At 27.5% G+C, this 18,096-nt stretch carries 20 protein-coding genes, 7 tRNA genes and 1 pseudogene; 16 read left to right on the top strand and 12 right to left on the bottom strand.

Going from position 1 to position 18,096, the window contains the following annotated elements:
• The first annotated feature begins 17 nt into the window (after positions 1–17).
• From ACLVEP_RS01495 to ACLVEP_RS01485, 3 genes are read left to right on the top strand one after another with little or no spacing between them, the layout of a single operon-like run.
• Positions 18–152 carry a spore coat associated protein CotJA gene (locus tag ACLVEP_RS01495; protein WP_412582340.1) on the top strand — a complete coding sequence of 45 codons (135 nt, stop codon included), beginning with the start codon at positions 18–20 and terminating at the stop codon, positions 150–152.
• Positions 145–426, top strand: coding sequence for a spore coat protein CotJB (locus ACLVEP_RS01490; protein ID WP_412582339.1), 282 nt, complete (start codon positions 145–147; stop codon positions 424–426). The genes ACLVEP_RS01495 and ACLVEP_RS01490 overlap by 8 nt, the downstream gene beginning before the upstream one ends.
• Positions 384–1,004, top strand: a complete 621-nt coding sequence (locus ACLVEP_RS01485) for a manganese catalase family protein (RefSeq protein WP_412582337.1) — start codon at positions 384–386, stop codon at positions 1,002–1,004. The genes ACLVEP_RS01490 and ACLVEP_RS01485 overlap by 43 nt, the downstream gene beginning before the upstream one ends.
• Positions 1,005–1,039: 35 nt before the next feature.
• Here ACLVEP_RS01485 and ACLVEP_RS01480 read toward each other — a convergent pair whose 3' ends face one another.
• Positions 1,040–2,023 (bottom strand): HD domain-containing protein, encoded by a 984-nt coding sequence (locus ACLVEP_RS01480; RefSeq protein WP_412582336.1) that lies wholly within the window; start codon positions 2,021–2,023, stop codon positions 1,040–1,042.
• A 148-nt stretch (positions 2,024–2,171) separates the two neighbouring features.
• On the opposite strand from ACLVEP_RS01480, the gene ACLVEP_RS01475 reads away from it, so the two are divergent.
• From ACLVEP_RS01475 to ACLVEP_RS01445, 7 genes are all read left to right on the top strand, one after another.
• Positions 2,172–2,248 (top strand) — tRNA-Pro (locus ACLVEP_RS01475).
• Between the two features lie 11 nt (positions 2,249–2,259).
• Positions 2,260–2,335: transfer RNA gene (locus ACLVEP_RS01470), tRNA-Ala, on the top strand.
• A gap of 26 nt (positions 2,336–2,361) precedes the next feature.
• Positions 2,362–2,438, top strand: a tRNA-Met gene (locus ACLVEP_RS01465).
• A 10-nt stretch (positions 2,439–2,448) separates the two neighbouring features.
• Positions 2,449–2,541: transfer RNA gene (locus ACLVEP_RS01460), tRNA-Ser, on the top strand.
• Between the two features lie 20 nt (positions 2,542–2,561).
• A tRNA-Met gene (locus ACLVEP_RS01455) sits at positions 2,562–2,638 on the top strand.
• A gap of 4 nt (positions 2,639–2,642) precedes the next feature.
• A tRNA-Asp gene (locus tag ACLVEP_RS01450) sits at positions 2,643–2,719 on the top strand.
• A gap of 6 nt (positions 2,720–2,725) precedes the next feature.
• Positions 2,726–2,801: transfer RNA gene (locus ACLVEP_RS01445), tRNA-Phe, on the top strand.
• Positions 2,802–2,853: 52 nt separating this feature from the next.
• Here the strand turns inward: ACLVEP_RS01445 and ACLVEP_RS01440 are convergent.
• The 4 genes and pseudogenes from ACLVEP_RS01440 to ACLVEP_RS01425 all read right to left on the bottom strand — a co-directional run bounded on the left by ACLVEP_RS01440 (position 2,854) and on the right by ACLVEP_RS01425 (position 5,955).
• The gene (locus ACLVEP_RS01440; RefSeq protein ID WP_412582334.1) at positions 2,854–3,711 is read right to left on the bottom strand and encodes a YitT family protein; all 858 of its coding nucleotides are present in this window, start codon (positions 3,709–3,711) and stop codon (positions 2,854–2,856) included.
• Between the two features lie 108 nt (positions 3,712–3,819).
• A pseudogene (locus ACLVEP_RS01435) lies at positions 3,820–5,028 on the bottom strand (ammonium transporter); the annotation flags it as partial.
• 19 nt (positions 5,029–5,047) lie between these two features.
• The gene (locus ACLVEP_RS01430; protein WP_412582332.1) at positions 5,048–5,386 is read right to left on the bottom strand and encodes a P-II family nitrogen regulator; all 339 of its coding nucleotides are present in this window, start codon (positions 5,384–5,386) and stop codon (positions 5,048–5,050) included.
• Between the two features lie 146 nt (positions 5,387–5,532).
• Entirely contained in the window at positions 5,533–5,955 is a 423-nt protein-coding gene (locus ACLVEP_RS01425) for a hypothetical protein (RefSeq protein WP_412582331.1), read from the bottom strand.
• Between the two features lie 97 nt (positions 5,956–6,052).
• On the opposite strand from ACLVEP_RS01425, the gene ACLVEP_RS01420 reads away from it, so the two are divergent.
• Together ACLVEP_RS01420 and ACLVEP_RS01415 are read left to right on the top strand one after the other, a co-directional pair.
• Complete coding sequence (locus tag ACLVEP_RS01420) at positions 6,053–6,691, top strand: hypothetical protein (protein WP_412582329.1); 639 nt, start codon at positions 6,053–6,055, stop codon at positions 6,689–6,691.
• 63 nt (positions 6,692–6,754) lie between these two features.
• Positions 6,755–7,990, top strand: a complete 1,236-nt coding sequence (locus ACLVEP_RS01415) for a 6-phosphofructokinase (RefSeq protein WP_412582327.1) — start codon at positions 6,755–6,757, stop codon at positions 7,988–7,990.
• A gap of 153 nt (positions 7,991–8,143) precedes the next feature.
• Here the strand turns inward: ACLVEP_RS01415 and ACLVEP_RS01410 are convergent, their stop codons facing one another.
• A complete protein-coding gene (locus ACLVEP_RS01410; RefSeq protein ID WP_318000529.1) occupies positions 8,144–8,893 on the bottom strand; it encodes an exodeoxyribonuclease III in 750 nt (249 codons plus the stop codon).
• A gap of 100 nt (positions 8,894–8,993) precedes the next feature.
• Between ACLVEP_RS01410 and ACLVEP_RS01405 the strand changes: the two genes are divergently transcribed.
• The gene (locus ACLVEP_RS01405) at positions 8,994–9,452 is read left to right on the top strand and encodes a TspO/MBR family protein (protein WP_412582325.1); all 459 of its coding nucleotides are present in this window, start codon (positions 8,994–8,996) and stop codon (positions 9,450–9,452) included.
• Here ACLVEP_RS01405 and ACLVEP_RS01400 read toward each other — a convergent pair.
• From ACLVEP_RS01400 to ACLVEP_RS01385, 4 genes are read right to left on the bottom strand one after another with little or no spacing between them, the layout of a single operon-like run.
• A complete protein-coding gene (locus ACLVEP_RS01400) occupies positions 9,439–9,831 on the bottom strand; it encodes an MG284/MPN403 family protein (RefSeq protein WP_318000531.1) in 393 nt (130 codons plus the stop codon). The two genes, ACLVEP_RS01405 and ACLVEP_RS01400, sit on opposite strands and share 14 nt — an antisense overlap.
• Before the next feature lie 47 nt (positions 9,832–9,878).
• Complete coding sequence (locus ACLVEP_RS01395; RefSeq protein WP_412582323.1) at positions 9,879–10,613, bottom strand: tyrosine-protein phosphatase; 735 nt, start codon at positions 10,611–10,613, stop codon at positions 9,879–9,881.
• A 14-nt stretch (positions 10,614–10,627) separates the two neighbouring features.
• Entirely contained in the window at positions 10,628–11,272 is a 645-nt protein-coding gene (locus ACLVEP_RS01390; protein ID WP_318000533.1) for a TatD family nuclease-associated radical SAM protein, read from the bottom strand.
• A 4-nt stretch (positions 11,273–11,276) separates the two neighbouring features.
• A complete protein-coding gene (locus ACLVEP_RS01385; protein WP_318000534.1) occupies positions 11,277–12,095 on the bottom strand; it encodes a pyridoxamine kinase in 819 nt (272 codons plus the stop codon).
• A 100-nt stretch (positions 12,096–12,195) separates the two neighbouring features.
• Between ACLVEP_RS01385 and ACLVEP_RS01380 the strand changes: the two genes are divergently transcribed.
• Positions 12,196–12,816 (top strand): peptidylprolyl isomerase, encoded by a 621-nt coding sequence (locus tag ACLVEP_RS01380; protein WP_412582320.1) that lies wholly within the window; start codon positions 12,196–12,198, stop codon positions 12,814–12,816.
• Between the two features lie 12 nt (positions 12,817–12,828).
• Here ACLVEP_RS01380 and ACLVEP_RS01375 read toward each other — a convergent pair whose 3' ends face one another.
• Both ACLVEP_RS01375 and ACLVEP_RS01370 read right to left on the bottom strand, forming a co-directional pair.
• Complete coding sequence (locus ACLVEP_RS01375) at positions 12,829–14,166, bottom strand: MATE family efflux transporter (protein ID WP_412582318.1); 1,338 nt, start codon at positions 14,164–14,166, stop codon at positions 12,829–12,831.
• A complete protein-coding gene (locus tag ACLVEP_RS01370; protein ID WP_412582316.1) occupies positions 14,156–14,578 on the bottom strand; it encodes a MarR family winged helix-turn-helix transcriptional regulator in 423 nt (140 codons plus the stop codon). Before ACLVEP_RS01370 ends, ACLVEP_RS01375 begins: the two co-directional genes overlap by 11 nt.
• Before the next feature lie 656 nt (positions 14,579–15,234).
• On the opposite strand from ACLVEP_RS01370, the gene ACLVEP_RS01365 reads away from it, so the two are divergent.
• Both ACLVEP_RS01365 and ACLVEP_RS01360 read left to right on the top strand, forming a co-directional pair.
• A complete protein-coding gene (locus ACLVEP_RS01365; RefSeq protein ID WP_412582315.1) occupies positions 15,235–15,930 on the top strand; it encodes a hypothetical protein in 696 nt (231 codons plus the stop codon).
• Positions 15,911–16,207 carry a transcriptional regulator gene (locus tag ACLVEP_RS01360; protein ID WP_412582313.1) on the top strand — a complete coding sequence of 99 codons (297 nt, stop codon included), beginning with the start codon at positions 15,911–15,913 and terminating at the stop codon, positions 16,205–16,207. Before ACLVEP_RS01365 ends, ACLVEP_RS01360 begins: the two co-directional genes overlap by 20 nt.
• Positions 16,208–18,096: the final 1,889 nt, after the last annotated feature.

Here is an 18,096-nt window from a genome sequence, read left to right as displayed (position 1 = left end):
TTTTGAGGAGGTTAAATATGAATGAATTAGAATTAACAATATCCTCTATCAAGATACAATCATTTAAAGATATTTATAAAATGAATGTTGCTTTTGATAAAGGAACCATTTTTAAACAACTTGATAAGCCATGGGTGATGCATCGTGGATGATACATTATTACAAATAAGTAAATTAGATTTTTGTATTCAAGATGTTACCTTATTTTTAGATACACATCCTCATGATCAAGAAGCTATAAAATATTATAAAGAAGGGATGAAACATCTTTTAAAGATGAAAGAAACTTATTTAAAAAATGGTGGTGCTCTTACAAATAGAGACGGAAAGAATATTGAAAACTATATCAATGAACCATTTCCTTGGATGAAAGGAGGATCAACATGTGGTTGTATGAAAAACGCTTGCAATATCCCGTTAATGTAAGAAAACCTGATGCTAAAACTGCAAAAATTGTTATTTCACAACTTGGTGGTCCTAATGGTGAACTAGGTGCAGCACTTCGTTATTTAAGTCAACGTTATACGATGCCTTATCCAAGAATTCAAGCCTTATTGACAGACATTGGTACAGAAGAACTTGCTCATGTTGAAATTATTAGTACTCTTTTCTATCAACTTACAAATGGTCTAACACCTCAAGAAATTAAAGAGGGTGGACTAGATGCTTATTTTACTGATCACACTTTAGGAATTTATCCAACAAACAGTGCAGGTATTCCTTTTAGTGCAGATACTTTTCAATCTGTAGGAGACCCTATTTCTGATTTAACAGAAAACATGGCTGCAGAACAAAAAGCAAGGACGACATATGACAACATTCTTGCTTTAAGTAAAAATGAAGATGTTAATAAAGTCATTCGTTTTTTAAGAGAAAGAGAAATTGTTCATTATCAACGTTTTGCTGAAGGTCTTGAATATGTCAAGAGTCAATTAGATAAGAAAAATTATTATGCTTATAATCCTTCATTTACTTCATCAAAACGTGAACAAGTATGTGAATAAGGTGAATAACTTAAGTTATTCACCTTTTATGCACCCTATTCACATTTCCCCCACAAATATTCACTTAAATCAATTGCTAAAAACGTTTGTATTTCTTGATTTATATCCTCATTAATTTTAGAAATCCTTCCTTTATTTTCTACATAAACATCAATATATCTTTTTTTAGCAGGGATTTGTTTACAAAAAAAGTTCTTATTTTTTCCTTTATAGATACAATTTAATTGTTGATAACTCACCCATAATCTTTTAATTTCATTATCTTTTATCAACAAATGAATAAAGTCCTTTTCTTGAAGATAAAAATCATTTTCGGTGACTACACCTTTATTGACTGCTTTTTTAATAATGTAAGATAAATATTGCATTGCATAACGATCTTCATCACAAATATAAACATGTGCACACTTTAACATCATTCTTGTAAAAAGAATGGCCATTTCTTCATGTTTAAAAATAAGTTCATCTTGCGTGTCATTCACTTTTAAATCATTATAAATTGTTTGAATCGTTTCAAAATCACAAAATCCATAACTATACATATTTCCTAATGTATATTCTAAACGGTCTGCAGAAAGTTTAGGAGATTCATTATCACAAAGAGGATATAAATGATAATTACAAACATCATCTATCTTTAAATGATACCTATGAATTAAAGAAACTAACGAACTATCTCGTTCGATTATTTTTTTCGTATCTAACTCTGTTGATTCTTGTTTTAAATAATCTTGATGATAGAAATCAATTGTATGTGCAAAAACAGGAGTTGCTATATCATGAAGCAAACCTGCTGTTGCCTGTTTAAAATCATGTGTAAAATGATAAACAATTAAAGCAACCCCTATACTATGTTGATAACGTGAATATGGAACAATATTTGAAAAGAAATCAAAAGCAGTATATTCAACTCCACAATTCATTCCAATATCTTTAAGTCTTTGCATTGATAGCGCCTGTATAAAATTATTTATAAACTCTATCTGTTCTTTTTCATAGATTTTCCATAATTTTTTCAATTTTTTTCAACTCCTTAAAATCATAAATTATATACATTTTATCATACTTTTTTAAAGTATATTAAAATATGGTAAAATTTATTTTAATATTTTTTTAAAATAAAGCTTGATTAAAATGAAAATATATGTATAATTATAAGGGCAGTGACGGGAAGTAGCACAGCTTGGTAGTGCACCTGGTTTGGGACCAGGGGGTCGCAGGTTCAAATCCTGTCTTCCCGACCATTTATAAAATTGGGGCCATAGCTCAGCTGGGAGAGCACCTGCCTTGCACGCAGGGGGTCAGCGGTTCGATCCCGCTTGGCTCCACCAATTAATTTAATAAATTTCAATATTATGGCGGGATAGCTCAGTTGGCTAGAGCATTCGGTTCATACCCGGAGTGTCGAGGGTTCGAATCCCCCTCCCGCTACCATTAATATTGCGGAGATTTACCCAAGTCTGGCTGAAGGGACTGGTCTTGAAAACCAGCAGAGGATTAACGTCCTGCGGGGGTTCGAATCCCTCAATCTCCGCCATTTATTAAAAAACTTAATATCGCGGGATGGAGCAGTCTGGTAGCTCGTCGGGCTCATAACCCGAAGGTCGTTGGTTCAAATCCTTCTCCCGCAACCAAAATGGTCTGGTAGTTCAGCTGGTTAGAATGCCGCCCTGTCACGGCGGAGGTCGCGGGTTCGAGTCCCGTCCAGACCGCCAAATGATGGTTCCGTAGCTCAGTCGGTAGAGCAGAGGACTGAAAATCCTCGTGTCGGTGGTTCGATTCCGCCCGGAACCACCATTTTTTTATTTGATTTTACGTATACAAAAAAAGCATCTTACGATGCCTTTTTTTATAATCTTTTTTCAAACCCTCCATGAACCATCGGTCCTTGTGCAAGAGTCACAAATGCTTTTGGATCTAATGAAGAAACAATTTTATTGAGTTGTTGAATTTCATATTTATTGATGGCTACATAAAGGATTTCTTGTTCTGTTTCAGTATAAGCACCTTTACCCATCCAATAGGTAACTCCTCTTCCCATTTGTTCCATAATTGCTTTTTTGATCATTTTATTTTTTGTAAATATTAATACGGCTACATTGATATTTTGTAGATGGAACTTATCTGCTGTTGTATATAAAATAGCAACAAAAACAATTGAATACATGATAATTTTAATATCATAAATAAATAAACATATTCCAAATAAAACAACATTAAATATAATTGATAACTGTCCAGCTTTAAAATCAGGATTTTTCTTAACTAAACAAACTGTTGCAATATCAATACCTCCACAACAACCACTACTACGAAGAGCAAGTCCTACCCCTATTCCACAAATAATTGCTGCAAAAGCAACATTCAATAAAGCATCTTCTACAATTGGTTCTTTAATTGCTGGTAAAATGGATAATAATATTGTTTGAATAATTAAAGAAATAATTGTTTTAAAACAAAATTCTTTATTCATTATTTTATAACCAAATATAAATAATGGAATATTCATTGATAAATTGATAATTCCTAAAATATTAATTGATTTTGGAATAACAATAAACTTATGTATGAAATAATCTATTAATTGTGCTAAACCAATCATACCTCCAAAATTAATTTGATTCGGTGTAACAAATAACCAAATCCCAATTGATAACAACGTTGAACCTAAAATCAAATAAAAATATTGTTCTAATCTTTTATTCATATACTCCCTCACCCATGAAAAGTATAATCTACTTTAGTTTTTTCTACAACAAAAAAAAGAGTCAAATCAATGACTCTTAAAAAATTATTTTTTAATATATTCTGGATATGCTTCACATCCATGTTCTTCTAAATCAAGTCCTACAATTTCTTCTCTTTCAGAAACACGTAAACCAAATAACTTTTTAATAATATAGAAAGTAATTGTAATAGTAATTGCTGTCCAAATACCTACTGATAAAACACCTGTTAATTGTTTAATTAATAAATCAAATCCACCACCGTAGAATAAACCTGTTAAAGTACTTTCTGGTGCAGAAGTTGTCGCAAATAAACCAACAGCAATTGTTCCCCAAATACCATTGCAACAATGTACAGCAACAGCACCTACAGGATCATCAATGTGTAATTTATAATCTAAGAACCAAACTCCAAAGCAAACAAGTAATCCAGCAACAGTACCAATAATAATTGATCCTAAAACATCTGTGACGTCGCATCCAGCAGTGATTGCTACTAAACCTGCAAGTGAAGCATTTAAACACATACCAACATCAGGTTTACCATATTTGACCCAAGTAAAGATCAAACAAGAAACAGTTGCAATGGCTGGTGCCACTGTTGTTGTTACGAAAATTGAACCAAGTTGTGGAACAGTTGTAGCAGCCGCCCCATTGAATCCATACCATCCAAGCCAAAGAATAAATACACCTAAAGCACCAGCAGTAATGTTATGTCCAGGAATAGCGTTAACTTTAACGACTTTACCATTTTTATCTGTATCAAATTTACCAATACGTGGTCCTAAAATTTTAGCACCGATTAAAGCAGAGATACCACCAACCATATGAATCGCACATGATCCAGCAAAATCATGGAATCCTAGTTGTGATAACCATCCACCACCCCAAATCCAATGAGCTTCAATTGGATAAATAAGTGCTGAAATCACTCCTGAATAAACACAATAAGATAAGAATTTTGTTCTTTCTGCCATTGCTCCAGAAACGATTGTTGCTGTTGTTGCACAGAATACTAAGTTAAATACAAAGTTTGAAAAATCAAAGTTTGCATAATTTGTAAATATATCAAATCCTGGTTTACCAATAAAACCAAGTAAGTCTTCACCTAATAATAAACTAAAACCAATTAAAATAAATGTACATGTCCCTATACAAAAATCCATTAAGTTTTTCATAATGATGTTGCCAGTATTTTTGGATCTTGTAAATCCCGCTTCTACCATTGCAAATCCTGCTTGCATCCAAAATACTAAAGCAGCACCAATTAAAAACCATACCGCAAATGTCTCACTCATAATAAATCCCCCTCATTTTTTAAAGTGCATTTTCTCCTGTTTCTCCAGTTCTAATTCTGACTGCTTCTTCAACTGGATAAACAAATATTTTTCCATCTCCTACATTTCCACTAGATAAAACTTCAGTAATTTTATCAATAATGCTTTGTACAATATCATCTTTAACAACTGTTTCAACTCTTAATTTTGAAACTAAGTTAACTGAATAAGTAACTCCACGATATTGATGGGTATACCCCATTTGATTTCCAAATCCCATAATATTGGAAACCATCATTCCTGTAACACCAGAAACTGTTAAGATATCTTTTAAATCTTCTAACTTTTCTGGTCTAATAATGATTTCAAGTTTTTTCATTTGATTTCCCCCTTATATTTTTTGATTTCCGTTCCCCAATAGAAATCTTGACAAAAATATATCACGATGATAATTTACTGTCAATATATTTTTATTAATTTAATATTTTTTTATTACTTTAATAAATAAAAAAAGGAGTCTTACTCCTAATAATAATTTCTAATTACATTGACCATATCCTCAATATAGAGTCTTGCATTATCTATAATTGTCGGATCAATTTCTTTTCTTTGATTAAATGACATTTTAAATGTATATTGTTCCCTCATTAAGGGTAATTGTTGATCTTGACAAAGATGTATCACTTTCATCAATCTTTTATTATTTATAAAAAAGCAATTAATAAGTGCAACATTTTTTGCATTTTGTCTACTTAATGACTGAATAAACTCTAACAATTGTTTATCTTCAAACAATGTATCATCAAACCCTATGACAAGTAAATCAACATCACGCCCTTTTTGATAATGATTTAAGTCTTGTGCATGTGTTTTAACCCATCTTGCCATTTCGTCAGCAACATACTTTATATATTTAGATTTTGTTGTATAAACAATATCAACCTTCATTTTTATCACCTAATTTATTTTAATATAGAAATATGAACTAAAAATGTATTTAACTGTTAATAATTATAACAAAACATTTGCTTATTTGGAGGATTCTATGAAAAAAATAATAAAAATATGTATCATTTTATCTCTTTCTTTTATTTTAACAGGCTGTGTTGATTGTCTGATTTCTTTAAATTATTCTAAAATAAAAAAGCCTACTCTTTATAGTGAACTTACTATTGAACCTCAAGTTTTAGAAAAATATAATATGTCTATCGCACAAATCAAAAAACAATTATTAGAATATGATTTTTTTAAAGATTGGAAAATCAAAAAACAAACATCTTCTTCCCTTTCAATAGAAGCACCTGCTTCTTTTATCAAAGAAATTTCTCAATTAAAAAAACAAAACAATAAATATATTTTAACAATCAACATTAATAAAAAAATATTAGACACTTCAGAATTAAGTCATTATAAAAATACATTAAAACTTTTAAATTCAAGTAATGCCACTTGTAACTTTAAAATTACTATGCCTGGTACTATTATTTCTAGTAATATAGGTAAATATCAACAAAATGTTGTGACTATAAATCTTTTCGAGATTTTTATTGAAGGAAATGATTTATCTTTTCGTGTAATTTCTAAAAAAGAAAATCAACAGCTTTTGCTTTATTTTATTGTTCTCATTATTCTTGCTATTGTGATCTTAACACTTATTTTCATCAAAAAAAGACAAAAAGAATAAGAGATTGCTTTTATTTGACAAAGGTATTTGATAGAATAAAGGCGTTAAAGGAGACAGAAGAATATGAAAAGAAACTGTATTATTGGACAATCTGGAGGACCCACAATCGCAATTAATGCTAGTCTTGCTGGGATTATTCATCGTGCTAAAGCATCTCAAGAATTTGATAATGTTTATGGGATGATCAATGGTATCAAAGGTCTATTGGAAGGTAGATATATGGATTTATTAGAAGAATTTGATGATGGTGATAAAATCAACGCTTTAAAACAAACACCTGCCATGTATTTAGGTTCTTGCCGTTATAAATTACCTACTTTTCAAGATGATGAAGATACTTATGTTAAATTATTTAGAATTTTAAAAGAATTAGAAATCACTGACTTTTTCTATATTGGTGGTAATGATTCAATGGATACCGTTATGAAATTAGATAACTACGCTAAATATATCAATAGTGATATTCATTTTATCGGTATTCCTAAAACAATTGATAACGACTTAATGGGAACAGATCATACACCAGGATTTGGTTCTGCCGCTAAATATGTTGCAGCTTCAATCTTAGAAGTTGTGCATGATAGTTTAATTTATCAATTACAATCAGTGACAATCATTGAAATCATGGGAAGAAATGCAGGATGGTTAACAGCTGCTGCAGCTCTTGCAAGAAATGAATATAATGTTGCACCTGATCTTATTTATTTACCAGAAGTTGTTTTTGATAAAGATAAATTTTTAGTTGATATTCATGAAGTAATGAAAAGAAAAAGATGCGTTGTTATTGCTGTATCTGAAGGAATTAGAGATCAAAACGGTCATTTCTTAGATGATGATAGTAAATACGCTAAAAAAGATGCATTTGGACATGTTTTACATTCAGGAACAGGAAAGTTACTTGAATCTTTAGTATTTAAAGAATTTGGATGTAAAGTAAGAAGTATTGAATTAAATGTATTACAAAGATGTGCTATGCATATTGCTAGTAAAACTGATTTAAATGAATCATTTGTAATTGGTTCTAAAGCTGTTGATAAGGCTTTAGAAAATGTTTCAGGGCATGTAATGGGATTCAAACGTGTATCTAACCATCCTTATGAAATTGATTATATTTCTACTGATGTAAGAGAAGTAGCTAACTATGAACAAAAGATTCCTGTAGAATGGATCAACAAAGAAGGTAATGATATTACTCCAGAACTTTATGAATATTTATATCCACTTATTCAAGGAGAAGTTCATGTCACATATAAAGATGGTATTCCATCATATTATAGTTGTAAACATTTAGAAAAATAAAAGAAAGAAGGAAATGTATTTTCCTTCTTTTTAATGTTTTGCTTTAATATAATAATAACCAAAAATTGTTAAAACAATCGTCAAGGCAATAATAGAAATTGTAATCAATGGCGAAAAGTTAATTGTTTGTATCAAATTCATCATACACCTCCACTAAAGATCAATCGTAAGTGTCACTGGACAATGATCACTTCCCATAATTGATGTTTCAATTGTAGCGTCTATAATTTTATCTTTCAAACACTCACTAACAATAAAATAGTCAATACGCCAACCCGCGTTCTTTTCTCTTGCTTTAAAGCGATAAGACCACCAAGAATAAACTCCTTCTTTTAACGGATAAAGATAACGATACGTATCAATAAAACCATGACTTAATAATTGTGTCATCTTTGCTCTTTCTTCATCTGAAAAACCTGCATTTTTATGATTTGATTGAGGATTTTTTAAATCAATCTCTTGATGAGCAACATTTAAATCTCCACATAAAATAAGTGGCTTATCCAAACTTTCAAGATATGCTAAAAAATCATCTTCCCATTTCATTCGATAAGATAAACGTTTTAATTCATTTTGACTATTAGGAGTGTAACAAGTAATCACATAATAATCTTCAAATTCTAATGTAATCAATCTACCTTCTTGATCATGTTCTTCTTTATTCATTCCATAAAAAACATTTAATGGTTTCTTCTTAGTATAAATAAGTGTTCCACTATAACCTTTTTTTACCGCACTATTTAAATAAAAATCATAACCTTCAATTGTTAAATCAGCTTGTCCACTTTGCATTTTTGTTTCTTGAACACAAAAAATATCAGCATCTAATTGATGAAAACTATCTAAAAAACCTTTTTGTAAACATGCTCTTATTCCATTTACATTCCAACTTACTAATTTCATAGTTACCTCTTTCTCCAATATATTCTATTATATAACATCTCATTCATGATTTGAACGTCTATTTTTAATAAATATGGATATACTAAATTAGGTGAACATAATGAAAAAAAGAACATTTATAATAAATCTTATTATTCCATTACTTGTAGGTGGATTAAGTGCTTGGTTAACACGTCAACAAATGGAAACATATATGCATCTAAATAAACCTTTATTATCCCCTCCAGGATGGTTATTTCCAATTGTTTGGACTTTTCTTTATATTTTGATGGGTATCTCTAGTTATATGATTTATATAAGCCAGGATGATCGTCGAGAAAATGCTTTAATTATTTATACCTTTCAATTATTTATTAATTTTTGTTGGCCTCTTTTCTTCTTTAATCTTCATAATTATTTTATAGCTTTAATGATTTTACTTGTTTTGATAGTTACTGTTATTTATATGATGATTCTTTTTAAACAAATTAATAAAACAAGTTTTTATTTAAATATTCCTTATATTATTTGGCTATTTTTTGCTTTATATTTAAATTTTATGATTTTTATAAACAACTAAAGTAATAAAGAGTTTCTTCCATCGCTCTTGTTTTTAAACGATAATATGTACTTCGAGAATAATAATACACCCACCAATCTTTTCTTTCTTTTTCTATAAACTCTTTTTCAATAATCAATCTACTATCCTTTGATAAACAATCTAAAATAAATTCAAATGTTGAAATTACTTTTTCTAAATCTTCTTTCAACATTAAATCATCATTCAATCGACTTCCTTTATCTTGATAATACAATTTCTTTTCTTTAACAGTATCATATTGAATTGATGGATAAAAACTTTTCTCTTTTAAAAATTTAAGTTGCAAAAGAGCTCTATGATACTTTTTAAACAAATCTTCCAATACATCTTGCTTTTCTTTAAATGTTAATGCTTTCATAAAAAACCTCCTATGTTTATATATGACAATAGGAGGCCTTTTTTCTTTTAAATTATGAAATTTTCTTTAATTTCTTCAATTTCTTCATCATCAAAACCAATATTTAATAAATATCCTTTAGTACTACCATAAGTTTCTCTTAAATAAGCAATAAACTTCATCATCACTCTTGGATCAGAACCTAAGAATTTTTCATCTTCCTGTGGCATCATTTCTTCTAATTGTTTAATCATAGCCATATTATTTTCATAAGATTCTGAATAATCTTTAACAATATCATACTCATGACATCCAGCTAAATCTAACAGCATACAAGCGATAACACCTGTTCTATCTTTACCAGCTGAACAATTAAATAATGTACAATCATAAGGATGATTTAAAAAGATATTAAACACTTTTTTAAACTGTTTTTTATTGGCTTCAATCATAAAAATATAAAAACCACTTAAATCTTGATAATCTTTAATATCATCAGGTAAAACCGATAAGTTTTCATTTTGTAAAAGATCAATATGATAATATTCAATATCTTTATAATCTTTTAAACTATGTGGTTGATGAATAAGTTCATAATCACTTCTTAAATCAATTACTGTACGAATTCCATATTGATAAAATTGTTCTTTTAACTCATCACTTATACCACTAGGACACGTACTTCTTACATATTTATGAGATTTAGTATAATACCCTTCTTGAGTCTCATATCCTCCTAAATCTCTTACATTTGTCATTTTTCCTATGTGAAGTAATCTTTCTTCACGAGATAATTGCATCATCTTTTCTTTCCTCACTAATCTTCAAATGGTCTTATTCTAAGTGTTACTCCAATATTTTGAGCAATTTGTTTACAAATTTCTACATCTTTTTCAGGAATTGTTGTATCAACAATTGTTAAAACAACATGAGGTACATAAGATTTACATTTTTTAGCAAAATCTAATAATTCATCAAAAGACTCAATACCATATTGGCTTCTTGTAAGTTTTAAATAATCTTCTTTATTACTTGTATTTAAACTAATTGAAACAGTATCTAATAACCCCTTAAATTCTGGTGTAATATCTCTTTTATTATATAAAGAAGATAAACCATTTGTATTTACTCTTGTAGGTAAATCAGGTCTTCTTTCTTTTAAATATTTAGCAACTTTCATTAAATCATCATGTCTAATAAGTGGTTCTCCAAAACCACAAAAAACAACTTCTTTAAAATCATTTAAATCATATTTTTCAAATTCTTGAATAATTTCTTCAACAGTTGGTTCTTTTTTTAACCATAAAGAATTATTTTCAATCATTTCTTTAGTTTGTCTTAAACAAAATGTACATGAACATGTACAACGATTTGTTGAATTTACATAACATGTAATTCCTTTAGTACTTTCTAAATGAGCAATATCAATATAACTATTTTTATATAATGTATATAAAATCATTTTATTAATCCTCCAATTCTTTTAATAATGGCTCAAAACATAATCCCATATGAGGATGAGCATCAATATCTACTGAATGTTGAATACATTTAGAAGCAAAATCTGTTGATTTTTTTACAGCTTCTAAAAAACTCTTTCCTTTTAAATAACTTCCAGCAATTACCGCAGAAATAACATCTCCTGTACCACTACGATCTTCACCAATACGTTTAACATATATTTTTTCAATTTGACCATGATCATAAACAAAGTTCAAGATTTGCTGACCAATAGAAATTCCTGTTACAACAATACTTTGTGGACCCATCTTGCTTAATTTTTCACACATGCGCGTAAGTTCTTGTTCATTGTCTGTTTCATGATATTCTTCATCTATTAATGCACATAGCTCTGTTAAATTAGGTGTTACAATTGTAGCATAAGGCATTAAATCTCTCATTTTTTCTTGCATTTCTGGTGTATATGTTGGATATAACTTTCCATGATCACCCATGACAGGATCTACTAAAATAAAGTTTTGTGATGTTTTAAAATCTTTAAAAAATTCTTTAACAATTTCTATTTGTTTAGCTGATCCTAAAAAACCACTACAAATACCATCAAAATCAATATGCATTTTCTTATATGTTTCAATATAATCATTCATCTTTGATGTATAGTCATCAAAAAAGAAATCTTTATGATACGTATTAATGGATAAAATAGCAGTTGGTACAAACGCTGTTTCAATTCCCATTGCAGATATAATTGGTAATTGACAAGCTACTGAACATCTTGATAATCCTGTTACATCATTTACTAATACAATTCTCTTTTCTCTCATCTTTAAAACCTCTTTCATGTATTTTAGCACAATCATGTCTTATTGAGTATCTTTTTTTCATAATTCATATTTGTTATAATGATGATTGAGGTGAAAATAAATGAAAAAAATACTAAAAGTTCTTTTAGTTTTAATGACTGTTGTTTCTATTGCTGGATGTTCTTCTAAAACAACAGAAAAAACAACTAAAAAAACAAAGACATTATCTGGAAACTATCAAGTTGAAATTAAAGTTAAAGATTATGGAACAATTTATGCTGAAATTGATGCTGATACTGCTCCTATTACTGTAACAAACTTTGTTAAATTAAGTAAAGAAAAGTTTTATGATGGTTTAACTTTCCATCGTATTATTGATGGTTTCATGATTCAAGGTGGTGATCCTAAAGGAGATGGAACTGGTGGAAGTAAAGAAACAATTAAGGGAGAATTTTCAGATAATGGAGTAAAGAATCCTTTAAGTCATACACGTGGAGCTCTTTCTATGGCAAGAAGTCAAGATAACGATAGTGCTTCTTCACAATTCTTTATTGTTCAAAGTGACTCTACTTATTTAGATGGTCAATATGCTGTCTTTGGCTACGTTTATGAAGGAATGGATATTGTTGATCAAATTTGTAAAGATGTAAAAGTAGAAGATAATAATGGAACTGTTAAAAAGGAAAACCAACCTGTTATTGAATCTATTCGTTGTAAAAAAATGGCTAATCAAAAAATATAATTAAAAAGAAGCTCAGGCTTCTTTTTTTAATATCTTTTTTAATAATAGAACAGTAATAATAAATGCCGATAAATCCGCAACAGGAACAGCCATAAAAATACCATCTAAACCTATAATTGATGAAAAAATTATAATACAAGGAATTAAAATAATAATTTGTCTTAATAAATTTAAAACACTTGAAATCTTTATTTTACCAACTGCCTGAAAATAGTTTGCACACATTACTTGTGCCCCAATAACAGGTAAACACATAAACCAAATATGTAAAGCATGGCTACATAATTTTACAACATCTGCTTCATTATTAAACATATAAACAATACTTTTCGTAAAAAACTGTACTGCAATAAAACCAATCATAGCAATTACTGTCGCACCTATAATTGCATATTTTAAGGTTTCTTTAACACGATCCATTTTTAAAGCACCATAATTATATGAAATCAAAGGTTGTTGACCTTGCATTAAACCAGTAATCGGCATCAAAATAAGTGTTTGAATACTTGTAACAATCCCAATTGCACTTAACGCTAAATCACCACCATATTTAACAAGTGAAGCATTTAAAATAATATTTAAAACACTATTAGATATTTGCATTAAAAATGCTGGTATTCCTGTTTGAATAATTTGTTTTGAAATATTCAATTTTAATTTCAACAAAGAAATATTTAAAGGTATTAAAGTTCTCTTTCCAAATAAAAATGCCAATTGCCATAAAGCACTTAAAAGTTGTCCTCCAATAGTTGCAAGTGCTGCTCCTTGCATTCCCATATGAAAAAGACAAATTAAAATATAATCAAATAAAATATTAAAACCTGCTCCTATCAATTGAGAAATCATTGCATTCTTAGGATTACCTTGAGCTCTAGAAAAATTATTTCCTGCCATTGCAATACATTGAAAAACAGCTCCATACAAAATAATACTTAAATAACTTTCAGCATAAGGTAAAACCGTTTTAGAAGCACCCAACAAACGTAACATTGGTGCTAAAAAGAGATTTCCTAAAATCATAAAAATAAGCCCTAGTATAATTGTTAAAGTTAAACCATTTCCCATATACTTTCCAGCTTCTTCTTTTTTACCTTGTCCTAAAGCAATAGAAAAACGTGTTGCTCCACCCATTCCAATCATTAAAGAAATAGCCATTAAAACAAGGGTTACTGGATAACAAATACTAATACCAGCTAAACCAATCGATCCTAATTCTGGAGCATTTCCAATAAACATACGATCGACAATATTATAAATTGCATTAACAAGCATCCCTATAATTGCAGGAATTGAAAATTCTACTAATAAAGGTAATATTTTTTTAGTTCCCATTTTATCATCATTTTTCATAGGTATCCTCCAAATTCATTTTCATCTTTAATAACAATTCTTCTAAAAGAAGTTGTTGATTTTGATCAATATCTTTTAACATAACTTCGGTTGTTTCTTTAATAACATTTTTAATTTGAGGATAAAGCATTTTTCCATTAGAAGTTAATGAAAGAATATGATTTCTTTTATCTTCTTGAGAAGTTTCTTTGATAATCAATTGCTTATCCTCTAAAGTTTTTAATATTCTTGTAACTGCACTTTTATCAATTTGTAATCTTTTATTTAAATCTTCTTGTTTGATATTATTTTCTTCATAAATAATTTTTAAGGCTATTGCCTGTCCATGAGATAGACCTATCTCTTTAAGTTGAACATTCATGTAACTATTTTTTTGATTATGAAGAATGGAAATTAAACGTGATAAATTCATAGCTTCCTCCTATAGTTGACACATCAACTTTATCTCATCTTAATTGATATGTCAACTATAGTTATAAAATAATAGAATTTTCTCATGCTGTAGTAATCATTAAAACATGAAAAGTTCATTCTTCTTTTAAATTTCAAAAAAAGCCCATAATTACTAGCTTTTCTAGTATAATAGGCTTTTTATAATTATTTTTTTTGATACAAAATAAAATTTAATACTACCCAAATTAATGTTGATAAAAGATATACTAAATAAAATGTACTATTGTGATTTATCCAAACTAAGACTTCAGTTTCTTTGCTACTTAGAAAAATGCCTATAAACAATATTATAAACATACCCATTAATATTATCTCAAAATATTTAAAATACTTATTACTTTTTTTGTTATCATTTTAACTAAATCGATACCAATAAATAATAAAGTAATTACCTCTATCAAAAAACAAAATAGCATAATATTCACTCCCTATTTATTCCATATATCTTTTATATTTTTAGAATACTTCTTTAATATTAATATAACAAAATGGTTGTTTTTTGTAAATAAAATTGTTTACTTTTTTAAGATTACTCTTATAATTAGAGTGAATAGTTTTAAAATAGTTACTAACATTAAAATAGTTACTAACATTATAGAAAGGAGATGTTTTTATTTGAAAAAAGAAGAAAAAATAATTCATGTCATTAATCGATCAGTAGTTGATACAAACTATATAAGAGATGATAAAATAACATGTTATAGTTTAAAAAACGTTTTAAAAAATTGGATAATAATTTATACTTTTTCTAATTTAATTATTTATCTTGTTCAAAAAACAGGAACAGTATTTAATTTTAATCAAATGTCTTGGTTTTATCCTTTAGTACGTATTTTGTATATTTCCTTGTTTATTTTAGCTTTGATATCTTTTATCTATTTTATCAATAAATCTAAAATGTCAATTAAAGAAAATGATTTTTTAAAATTATATATTATTATTCCTGGATTATTAATTTTTACAAAAGTCATCTTTCCATTATCTTATTATTTAAATACTGATATTTTAATTGGATTGATCAATACAATTTCTTTAGACTTAATTACTTTAATTTTAAGTTCATTGCTATTTAAATTTTATTTTAAAGATAATCGTTTAAATATCTTTATTTTATATAATATATTTATATATTTTATAAATATTGTAGTTGTTTTTTCATTTTCATCTATAAATAACAGTTCAATATTTTTAATTACAGCATATAATTTTATTAATTTTCTACAAGATTTTGGCTTCTTTGTATTAGCACATTTTATTTTTATATTGATTTATATGAAAAAAATAATTAAAAATGAAGAAATCTATATCTAATCAATCAAAAATTTTTGATTCTACGATAAGAATTCAAATTTTGGCTAGTTTATATACTTCACCTTTAACATATAATCAATTAAAAAAAGTATGTCAATGTGCTGATGGAGCAATGACCAATCATACAAATAAGCTTTATGAAGCAGGATTTATTGATGTAAAAAAAGAATTTGTTAATAAAAGACCTCAAACAACCTATTCAATTACAGATTTTGGAAAAAAATCATTTTTGGAATTTGTACAACTTTTAAATGAAGCAATAGAAAGAAATAAATAAATTTATGAAAAAAATTATTACTATATTTATATCAACTATCACATTTATGTTTAGTATAATACCTATCAATGCAATAGAAACTGACAATTACCATATTTCTAATATAAATTTAATGTTACAAAACATAAATAAGACATATCATACACAATTTCATATCTATGAAAAAATGAATATTACGAAAATCAACTAAATAAATATTTTGAAATGGATTATCAAACTTATATTTCATCAATATCAACTATTAACCAAACTGAACTTTATGAAAACTGTATTGAAATAATAACAATGGATCCTCAAATAGAAATAACTATCAACAATGAAGTATCGACACATTCGACATCTGCTAGTAAAACTTTATCTTTTAATAGTGGTAGAAATCGAATGGCTTTAAAATATAAATACACAACAAAAAACTCTGTCAAATACTTTGATACATCCTATAAACCTACAATAACTGTAACTAAAGTTGCTACAATAAACTATTTTGAAATGTCAAGTTATACAGGAAATTTTAAAAATTCAAATAAAACATACTCTGTAACTGCAAAAGGTAACATAGTTACTTATGTAGGAAAAACTAGTAAAAATTTCGTAGTAAATTTCAATTTGAACTAACAGCTATTCAACATAAATGTTATGTTTGCTGTAAATAAAATATAATAACTTATAATAGCTTTCTATAACTCTTTTTATCTTAACAATAATCAAAAATTCAATTATTTTATCAAGTTAATTAAAATAATTGAATTTTTCTTTACTTAATAAAATTAAATCCTAAAACGATAAAATTTAACTGAATATCAATCAAAAAAATCCACCAGAAACTGATAGTTTTACTTTCATTGTCATTGCTTTCCCCTAGACCTCTGTTATTCTGTGATGTTTGCTTACTGTCGCTAATCTCCCATAAAAAAATTATCAAATTCCATTCACATTAGTTTAGACATTCTATCCTCTTGTATTTGATTCATTATATACTCTCATTGATATTTCATATTACACTACTTTTGATATATTATGACACTACTTTTTTATTTTAGAAATTCATAAAACTTGACTTTGGTTGTATTTCTATTAAAAGAAAATGAGGATAATAACATTGACAATTGTACCAATTACATTACTAGATATATTTCAAGACCTAATCATATTATTGATAAAAAGCCAAGAGATGATAATACAACCATCATGAAATATGAATATATACATAACTCTTTTGAAGAAAGTGCTCCCTACTGACGAACTCTAAAAGGAAAATACACAAATGATTGCAGACGACTATAAATAAATACAAAAACTTGATAAATATACCCATTATAGTTATTACATGAATACAGAAGAAAATAGAAAATTTATAAATTACGCAAATGTATAGTGCTTTAGTATGATTTTTTATATATTATCTTTACCAATACATACAAATTTTTAATAGATAAAAAATAACTCCATTATTATTTCATCAATGTTTTATTTTAAGCTATGATATTTGAAACTGCTTTTCAAAATCTTGTGGTTTAATGGTCTAGAATTAAAACAAACCTTTCCGTAATAGTAACCAATGCCAATGGATTAGCTATTTGCAATTTATAAGTTATACGATATTAAAAAGTTAGATATCGTTATTCCTAAATTATCTCTTTCAAATAATTTTTTCTTATTCATCTTTGTCATAATCATTTCTCTATTCTTAAGATTATTAAATATATTTTTAAATTAATTACTTAATTATTTGAATATTAATTAAAAACATCATTATTAGTTGTCAACTATTCTCTTAAACCATTATCATTTAAGTAGGTTTACCATTTATTGTGTTATCAATATTTAATACATAGCAAGACATCATAATAGAGTATACAAAAACATGAGGCATCCTTTATAGGAAAAAC

Origin of the sequence: Faecalibacillus sp., assembly GCF_047023275.1 — a bacterium.
In the GTDB taxonomy this organism is placed as follows: domain Bacteria; phylum Bacillota_I; class Bacilli_A; order Erysipelotrichales; family Coprobacillaceae; genus Faecalibacillus.
Note: the sequence above shows the minus strand (reverse complement) of the source record. Positions and strands in the feature narration are given on the sequence as shown.

Bases quoted from the DNA above. Each gene is read 5' to 3' on its own strand.
- ACLVEP_RS01375 (WP_412582318.1), bottom strand. From the start codon at position 14,166: ATGAAAAATGATGATAAAATGGGAACTAAAAAAATATTACCTTTATTA.
- ACLVEP_RS01405 (WP_412582325.1), top strand. From the start codon at position 8,994: ATGAAAAAAAGAACATTTATAATAAATCTTATTATTCCATTACTTGTA.
- ACLVEP_RS01485 (WP_412582337.1), top strand. From the start codon at position 384: ATGTGGTTGTATGAAAAACGCTTGCAATATCCCGTTAATGTAAGAAAA.
- ACLVEP_RS01395 (WP_412582323.1), bottom strand. From the start codon at position 10,613: ATGATGCAATTATCTCGTGAAGAAAGATTACTTCACATAGGAAAAATG.
- ACLVEP_RS01430 (WP_412582332.1), bottom strand. From the start codon at position 5,386: ATGAAAAAACTTGAAATCATTATTAGACCAGAAAAGTTAGAAGATTTA.
- ACLVEP_RS01385 (WP_318000534.1), bottom strand. From the start codon at position 12,095: ATGAGAGAAAAGAGAATTGTATTAGTAAATGATGTAACAGGATTATCA.
- ACLVEP_RS01410 (WP_318000529.1), bottom strand. From the start codon at position 8,893: ATGAAATTAGTAAGTTGGAATGTAAATGGAATAAGAGCATGTTTACAA.
- ACLVEP_RS01390 (WP_318000533.1), bottom strand. From the start codon at position 11,272: ATGATTTTATATACATTATATAAAAATAGTTATATTGATATTGCTCAT.
- ACLVEP_RS01380 (WP_412582320.1), top strand. From the start codon at position 12,196: ATGAAAAAAATACTAAAAGTTCTTTTAGTTTTAATGACTGTTGTTTCT.
- ACLVEP_RS01370 (WP_412582316.1), bottom strand. From the start codon at position 14,578: ATGAATTTATCACGTTTAATTTCCATTCTTCATAATCAAAAAAATAGT.
- ACLVEP_RS01425 (WP_412582331.1), bottom strand. From the start codon at position 5,955: ATGAAGGTTGATATTGTTTATACAACAAAATCTAAATATATAAAGTAT.
- ACLVEP_RS01415 (WP_412582327.1), top strand. From the start codon at position 6,755: ATGAAAAGAAACTGTATTATTGGACAATCTGGAGGACCCACAATCGCA.
- ACLVEP_RS01360 (WP_412582313.1), top strand. From the start codon at position 15,911: ATGAAGAAATCTATATCTAATCAATCAAAAATTTTTGATTCTACGATA.
- ACLVEP_RS01440 (WP_412582334.1), bottom strand. From the start codon at position 3,711: ATGAATAAAAGATTAGAACAATATTTTTATTTGATTTTAGGTTCAACG.
- ACLVEP_RS01420 (WP_412582329.1), top strand. From the start codon at position 6,053: ATGAAAAAAATAATAAAAATATGTATCATTTTATCTCTTTCTTTTATT.
- ACLVEP_RS01400 (WP_318000531.1), bottom strand. From the start codon at position 9,831: ATGAAAGCATTAACATTTAAAGAAAAGCAAGATGTATTGGAAGATTTG.
- ACLVEP_RS01495 (WP_412582340.1), top strand. From the start codon at position 18: ATGAATGAATTAGAATTAACAATATCCTCTATCAAGATACAATCATTT.